The organism is Bartonella sp. AP57NXGY (assembly GCF_042195805.1).
Lineage (GTDB): Bacteria > Pseudomonadota > Alphaproteobacteria > Rhizobiales > Rhizobiaceae > Bartonella.
The window spans coordinates 2,792-9,506 of the sequence record NZ_JBHIOZ010000053.1 but is presented as its reverse complement, the minus strand read 5'-3'; the positions used below and the strand labels follow the sequence as shown (position 1 = coordinate 9,506).

Here is a 6,715-nt window from a genome sequence, read left to right as displayed (position 1 = left end):
ATAAGTTACAAAATTTAATTAAAAGAGATTTAAATAATGTGTATATGTATTGAATTTTCTCATGGATTAAGCTTTTTTTATTTAAGATATGAATGATATTAAAAAATATGGATGCAACCAATAGTGTTGATGAATTTTTTAACAAAATAAGTATATAGATATCTTAAAATAGCTGGATGAGGTGATTTTAAATGGTAGAATTAAAGGCACATACGGCTCTTTTAAGCTATCGAATGATTGGTTTTTGCTTATGTCCTGTTATTCCTTTTTATTTGTTCTTTCGTGCTATTCGTGGAAAAGAAGAGTGGTGTCGCAAAAAAGAGCGTTTAGGTAAAAGTTCTCATATACGCCCCCAAGGTTCGTTAGTTTGGTTGCATGCAGCAAGTGTTGGAGAAACACTTGCACTTGTTCCACTTATAAATTATATTTTATCATTGGAAATCAATGTATTAATGACAACTGGGACGGTGACATCTTCTACTCTTGTGAAAAAATATTTTGGTAATAGGTTGATTCATCAATATGCTCCTTTGGATTTAGATTTTGCAGTGCGCCGTTTTATTCGTCATTGGAAGCCTGATCTCGTCTTAATTTGTGAATCAGAAATTTGGCCTCTTCGTATTAAAGAACTTGCAAAAATGCGTATTCCGCAGATTTTGGTTAATGCCCATATGTCTGAACGTTCTTTTAAAGCTTGGCAAAAACGACGTGTTCTTGCCAAACATATTTTTAAGGATATTGATTTGGCGATTGGTCAAAATGAAAGAGATGTAGCTTATTACCATACACTTGGCGTAAAATCTGTTACGTTTTCTGGTAATCTCAAGGCTGATGTTTTTCTGGTTGAAAATCAAGAATTGCTTGCACGTTATCGTAATGCTATCGGCAATCGCCCAGTTTGGGCAGCTGTTTCAACGCATGAAGGGGAAGAGGAGATTGCTTTTGAGGTCCATAAAATTGTTAAAAATTATTTGCCAGATTTATTAACAATTATTGTGCCTCGTCATCCAGAACGTTCAGAAGATCTTATCAGAAAATGCGATAATAAGGGGTTAAGTTTTATTCGTAGGAGTAGAGATGCTGTTCCAAACATGAATACCGATATTTTATGGGGAGATACCATTGGAGAAATGGGACTTTTTCTTCGCTTATCGAAAGTTTCTTTCGTTGGTAAATCGTTATGTGGAAATGGTGGACACAATCCATTGGAATTGGCTTTGCTTGGTTCCGCTATTTTGACAGGGCCTCATGTTTCAAATTTTCAAGAGATGTTCAAACAATTTCTAACGCGTGATGCAGCATATATGGTTCAAGATACAAAACAGCTTGCTATTCAGGTGTATAAGCTTTTAACAAATGAAACATTGCGGCAAGAAATGGTTGATAAGGCTCATGAAGTGGCAACAGGTATGGCAGGTGCATTTGAGCGCACATTAAAGATTTTAGATCCATTTTTACAACCCCTTGTAATACAAACAGGTTTACGTCAGCGTCAGGGTAGATATGCATATTAGCGCCCCTCGTTTTTGGTGGAAAAATAAAAGCTTTTTGCGTTTTGTGTTAGCTCCAGTTTCATGGGGGTATGGTTATTTTTCAAGTCGTTTTATGACAAGACAGCCTCCCGTGATTGATCTGCCAGTTTTGTGTATTGGAAATTTTACATGTGGTGGTGCGGGTAAAACGCCGGTTGTTATTGCTTTTACAAAAGTGGCTAAAGAACTTGGTTTCGTACCTGGTATTATATCTCGTGGTTATGGTGGATCAGTTAAAGGGGTACATCTTGTAAATGAAAAATATGACAATGCACGCGATGTTGGAGATGAGGCACTTTTACTTGCACGGCATGCTTTTGTAGCTGTATCACCTAATCGTTATGCAGCGGCACAACGGCTTAAACAAGAGGGATGTAATCTTATTTTAATGGATGACGGATTTCAAAGTCGCCGTCTTTATATGGATTATGCGTTACTCGTTGTTGATGCGATGCGCGGTTTTGGTAATGGAGCTGTCTTTCCAGCAGGACCTTTGCGCGTACCATTAAAAACGCAGTTTTCTTTTATGGATAGTGTTTTATTGATTGGTCACTCCGATGCGCCTGATAATGTCGCTTTTTTTGTTTCGCGTACTGGAAAGCCTTTATATCGTGCTCATCTTAAAGCCAGTGCCTCTGATGAGGTTTCAGGAAAATCATTTTTGGCATTTGCTGGTATTGGCAATCCAGATAAATTTTTTAAATCTATTAAAGAATTGTCTGGTCATGTGGTGCAAACTTACATATATCCAGACCACTATTTTTTCACAGATAAAAATTTAAAAAGCCTTATACAAAAGGCTAAAATGCACAATTTATGGCTCGCAACAACAGCTAAAGATTATACCCGTATACAGACAATTCACATGCAAAAGGATTTGAAAAATCTTATTATCTTTGATGTGAATGTCGATTTTGTTCAAAAAGACTTCTGTCGTATGGTCCTTGAAGAGGTCATAACCCGCTTTAGAAAACGTTCCCTTGAATTTTCTTGTCTAAAAGGCAAAGGCTAAATTTATAGCTTTTGAGGGGTTATTTTTCTTTTGTTTTTAACAATTGCTTGAGATATGGGTTGCACTCAAGTTCGCGCTGATAGGAGATTTCACAACTAGCATATGCTTCTTGGCGGTGATGATTCCAATATTTTAAATCATCTATAGGGATTTTTTGCCCGCTAACAGCACAAATGGTATAGGTACCATATTCTATAATGTCATATCCGTTATTAGAATAATAAATTTTTGCTTCGCGTTCACCATTGGGAAACATTACAACTCCTTTTTACTTGATACAAGAGATTCAAGAAAAGTGCCATAAAATATATTATAAAGTCGAGAGTTAATTTTAAAATATTTTTCTTGTAAAAATGAAGAAGGGCTTATTTTCTGCCAAAAAGCCGTTCTATATCTGCTAATTTGAGTTCAATATAAGTAGGGCGTCCATGATTACATGTACTTGTATTAGGTATTGCCTCCATTTGTCGTAATAGTGTGTTCATTTCTTCGGGGCGTAAAAGGCGCCCTGACCGTATTGAGCCGTGACAGGCCATCGTTGCTGCAACATAATCAAGCATTGCTTTTAAATTATTTGTTGTATCATACTCAGCAGCCTCATCTGCGAGATCTTTAATAAGGGCTTGGACATTGATCTCTCCTAACATGGAAGGTGTTTCACGCACAACAATTGCTCCTGGTCCAAATGGTTCTATTCCTAATCCAAATTTTTGCAAAGCATCTTTATGCGTTAAAAGGCATGTTGCATCCTCTTCAGAGAGTTCTACAATTTCAGGAATAAGTAATAACTGTGAAGGAAGTGGTTTGGAATAAAGTGCGTTTTTGAGTGCTTCATAAACCAATCGTTCGTGAGCTGCATGCTGATCGACAATGATCAAACTATCTTGTGTTTGGGCGATAATATAGTTTTTATGGATTTGTGCTCTGGCCGCTCCTAATGGATAAGATAACTCTTCTGATGAAGATGTCGTGCTTGGAATGTATGCATCCCCACTTGGTGTATTTAAGCCCTCCATAATAGGAGCGGCATCTTCTTTTAAATCAAAAGAGTGAGTACTATCCAATGGTTTTTGGACCATTGAAGCACTGGTAAAATGATGAGGTTGTGAACTGTAAGAAGAGAACTGGTGCGTGTTCTTAAAACTGCCTAATGGTTGTTGTGCTAATGATTGTTGTGTTTGAAATGCAGCAAGCATTGCTTCAGAACGGGTTGAAGTAGGACGAATACCAGATTGCTGCAATGCTTCACGAATAGCTCCAACAATCAAACCACGAATTAATCCTGGATCACGGAATCGTACATCAGCTTTGGCTGGGTGAACATTAACATCTACCTCAGCAGGTGGGAGGTCAATAAAAAGAATAGCGACAGGATAACGATCTCGTGTCATGACATCAGCATAAGCGCCTCGGATAGCGCCCCATAGAAATTTATCACGCACGGGACGTCCATTAACATAAGCAAATTGATGAAGGCTGTTATTTCGGTTGAAAGATGGCAAACAGGCAAAACCTGTTAAGCGCACCGCTTCGCGTTCAGCATTCAGCGCAATGCTATTAGGGGCGAATTCTTTTCCCATAATCTGCGTAATACGTTGTAATTGTCCTTGAATATTATTTTCTGTAGCAGACAATTCCATAGATGTTCTGTCTAGTCCTGAAAGAGAAAAGCGGATATGTGGAAATGCGATAGCAATTCGCTTAATCATATCGCTAATAGCATTTGTTTCAGCCCGATCAGTTTTCATAAATTTTAATCGTGCTGGCGTGACAAAGAAAAGATCACGAACTTCAACAATTGTTCCAAGATTCGCAGCAGCTGGTTTGGGTCCTACAATTTTTCCTGCAGTAACGGAAATTTCAGCAGCGCTCTCAGCATCTTTTGTTCGTGAAATGAGTTTAAGTTTAGCAACAGAACCAATAGAGGGGAGGGCTTCTCCTCTAAATCCAAGGAAGCAGATATTGTGTACGTCATCGGTAATCTTTGAGGTACAATGGCGAGAAACTGCTAAAGTTAATTGATCTGCAGGAATTCCATAACCATTATCACTCACCTTTATAAAATTTTTTCCACCATTTGCTGTAATAATTTCAATGCGCGTTGCACCAGCATCAATAGCGTTTTCAACAAGTTCTTTGACAACATTTGCTGGTCGTTCAATAACTTCACCGGCGGCGATTTGATTAATAATATTTTCGCTAAGATGGCGTATAATCATAATAAATTCTAACAGGAATCTTAAGGGTTCTATAGAAAATTATGATAACATCATTTGCGAGACATTCAAGAATAAGAGAGCATGAGAGGTATTATTTTTACAATACCTCCTATTTTATTTTATGTTAACAAGTCGGTTGGAAAAAACATAAAAATAGTTTTTATCACTTTAAAATAGCTTGCACCAGTTTATCATCTAGGTCAAAAAAGAAACAATGTAAAAAGGGAAGGCAATATATATGGCGCGTATAAGCGGTATTTTAGCAGATAGTGATATACAAGCTTTGATTGAGAATAACTTTCTCAAGGCTCAGTATCCATTTGATAGATCTCAAATACAACCAGCAAGTCTTGATCTTCGTTTAGGGGAGAAAGCTTATCGTATACGTGCTTCTTTTATGCCGGGACCTGATACAAAAGTTTTGGATAAGCTTGAACGGTTAAAGTTGCATGAGTTTGATTTACGAGACGGAGCCGTTTTGGAAACGGGGTGTGTTTATATTGTTCCTCTTTTAGAAAGTTTAGCTTTACCAGAATTCTTATCTGCTGTTGCCAATCCCAAAAGTTCTACAGGACGATTAGATATTTTTACACGTGTCATTACGGATAATGCTCAGGAGTTTGATAAAATTTGTGCTGGTTATCATGGTCCACTTTATTTGGAAATTAGTCCACGCACATTTCCAATTTTGGTGCATACAGGCTCACATTTATCACAGCTTCGGTTTAGAAAAGGGCAAAGTTATTTAAATGAAATAGAGTTGCACACTTTGCAAAGGCAAGAAACACTGATATCGGATGATTTTCCTAATATTAGTGTTGGTGGTATTGGTCTTTCCATTAATTTAAAGGGAGACAAAAACGGGCTTATAGGTTATCGTGGTAAACATCATACAAGTGTTATTGATATTGATAAACGTGCCGTTGCCCACGTTTTAGATTTTTGGGAACCTCTTTTTGATCGTGGTCAAAGGGAGTTGGTTCTTGATCCTGATGAATTTTACATTTTAGTTTCACGAGAGTCTGTTCATGTGCCTCCGCTTTATGCCGCAGAAATGACACCTTTTGATCCTTTAGTTGGCGAGTTTAGGGTGCATTATGCAGGCTTTTTTGATCCAGGATTTGGGCATAAGGAGGCGGGTGGAAAAGGAGCAAGAGCGGTTTTAGAAGTGCGGAGCCATGAAGTTCCTTTTATCTTAGAGCATGGTCAAATTATTGGCCGTTTGGTCTATGAGCATATGCTTAATCGACCATCAACCCTTTATGGACATGATGTTGGATCACATTATCAAGCACAGGGTTTAAAGTTGTCCAAGCATTTTAAATGAGTTGGGAACCACGAATTTTGATAACATGTATGCAGAAAGCGTATTTTAGATAAAAGAAAATTTTGTGCTTCGCAAAACTGGCGTCATGCATTCTATTTTTAATTTCCAAGGTTATCTCATCTCTTGCATTTGAGAGGGTATGAGAGGCATTTTTACTTCTTTTTTCAAGAGGTTCTATCTATACGAACTCCATTTATGATGTGCAAAAGAATAGTTTTGATTATTTCATCGTGACAAAATTTACAATGAAAGAATTTTACTATATTCAATATGTTATTCATATTTATTATTATAATAAATCAATAGGTTAATAAAATTCAACATAACAGTAGCTACTCACTTTTCAAAGTAAATATGCGAGATTGGATGCTGCAATTGACTCAATTTTTCTAGAGTGTAATAACCAGTATATTTTATTCCGCATAAAAATTATCCTTAAGAGTTAATAAATAAGTTTTCACTCCAGTTTAGTAACAATTATTTTCAATAAACATTATTCTAATTTTAGTAACTCATTTATAGCCTCAAGATATAATATTGCTAGAAAATTATTCAATTAAATATGAAGGTTTCTATTGGTATGAACATTAAAAGTTTTTATGCTTTATATGAATTAGGCACTATA

General features: G+C 36.7%; 5 protein-coding genes. 3 read left to right on the top strand and 2 right to left on the bottom strand.

All coding sequences use genetic code 11. The features are described 5' to 3' along the window. Window positions 1-191 precede the first annotated feature (191 nt). A complete protein-coding gene (gene waaA, locus ACFIL8_RS06170; RefSeq protein ID WP_375638580.1) occupies window positions 192-1,514 on the top strand; it encodes a lipid IV(A) 3-deoxy-D-manno-octulosonic acid transferase in 1,323 nt (440 codons plus the stop codon). Next, window positions 1,504-2,544, top strand: a complete 1,041-nt coding sequence (lpxK, locus tag ACFIL8_RS06165) for a tetraacyldisaccharide 4'-kinase (RefSeq protein WP_375668557.1) — start codon at window positions 1,504-1,506, stop codon at window positions 2,542-2,544. Before waaA ends, lpxK begins: the two co-directional genes overlap by 11 nt. 19 nt (window positions 2,545-2,563) lie before the next feature. On the opposite strand, the gene ACFIL8_RS06160 is transcribed toward lpxK, so the two are convergent. Both ACFIL8_RS06160 and mutL read right to left on the bottom strand, forming a co-directional pair. Then, on the bottom strand, window positions 2,564-2,800 hold the full coding sequence (locus ACFIL8_RS06160) for a DUF2093 domain-containing protein (RefSeq protein ID WP_375612380.1): 237 nt from the start codon (window positions 2,798-2,800) through the stop codon (window positions 2,564-2,566). Window positions 2,801-2,909: 109 nt separating this feature from the next. Further along, window positions 2,910-4,763: a DNA mismatch repair endonuclease MutL gene (gene mutL, locus ACFIL8_RS06155; protein WP_375613514.1), complete on the bottom strand. Its 1,854-nt coding sequence runs from the start codon at window positions 4,761-4,763 to the stop codon at window positions 2,910-2,912. A gap of 238 nt (window positions 4,764-5,001) precedes the next feature. On the opposite strand from mutL, the gene ACFIL8_RS06150 reads away from it, so the two are divergent. Continuing rightward, complete coding sequence (locus tag ACFIL8_RS06150) at window positions 5,002-6,090, top strand: 2'-deoxycytidine 5'-triphosphate deaminase (protein WP_375613513.1); 1,089 nt, start codon at window positions 5,002-5,004, stop codon at window positions 6,088-6,090. Window positions 6,091-6,715: the final 625 nt, after the last annotated feature.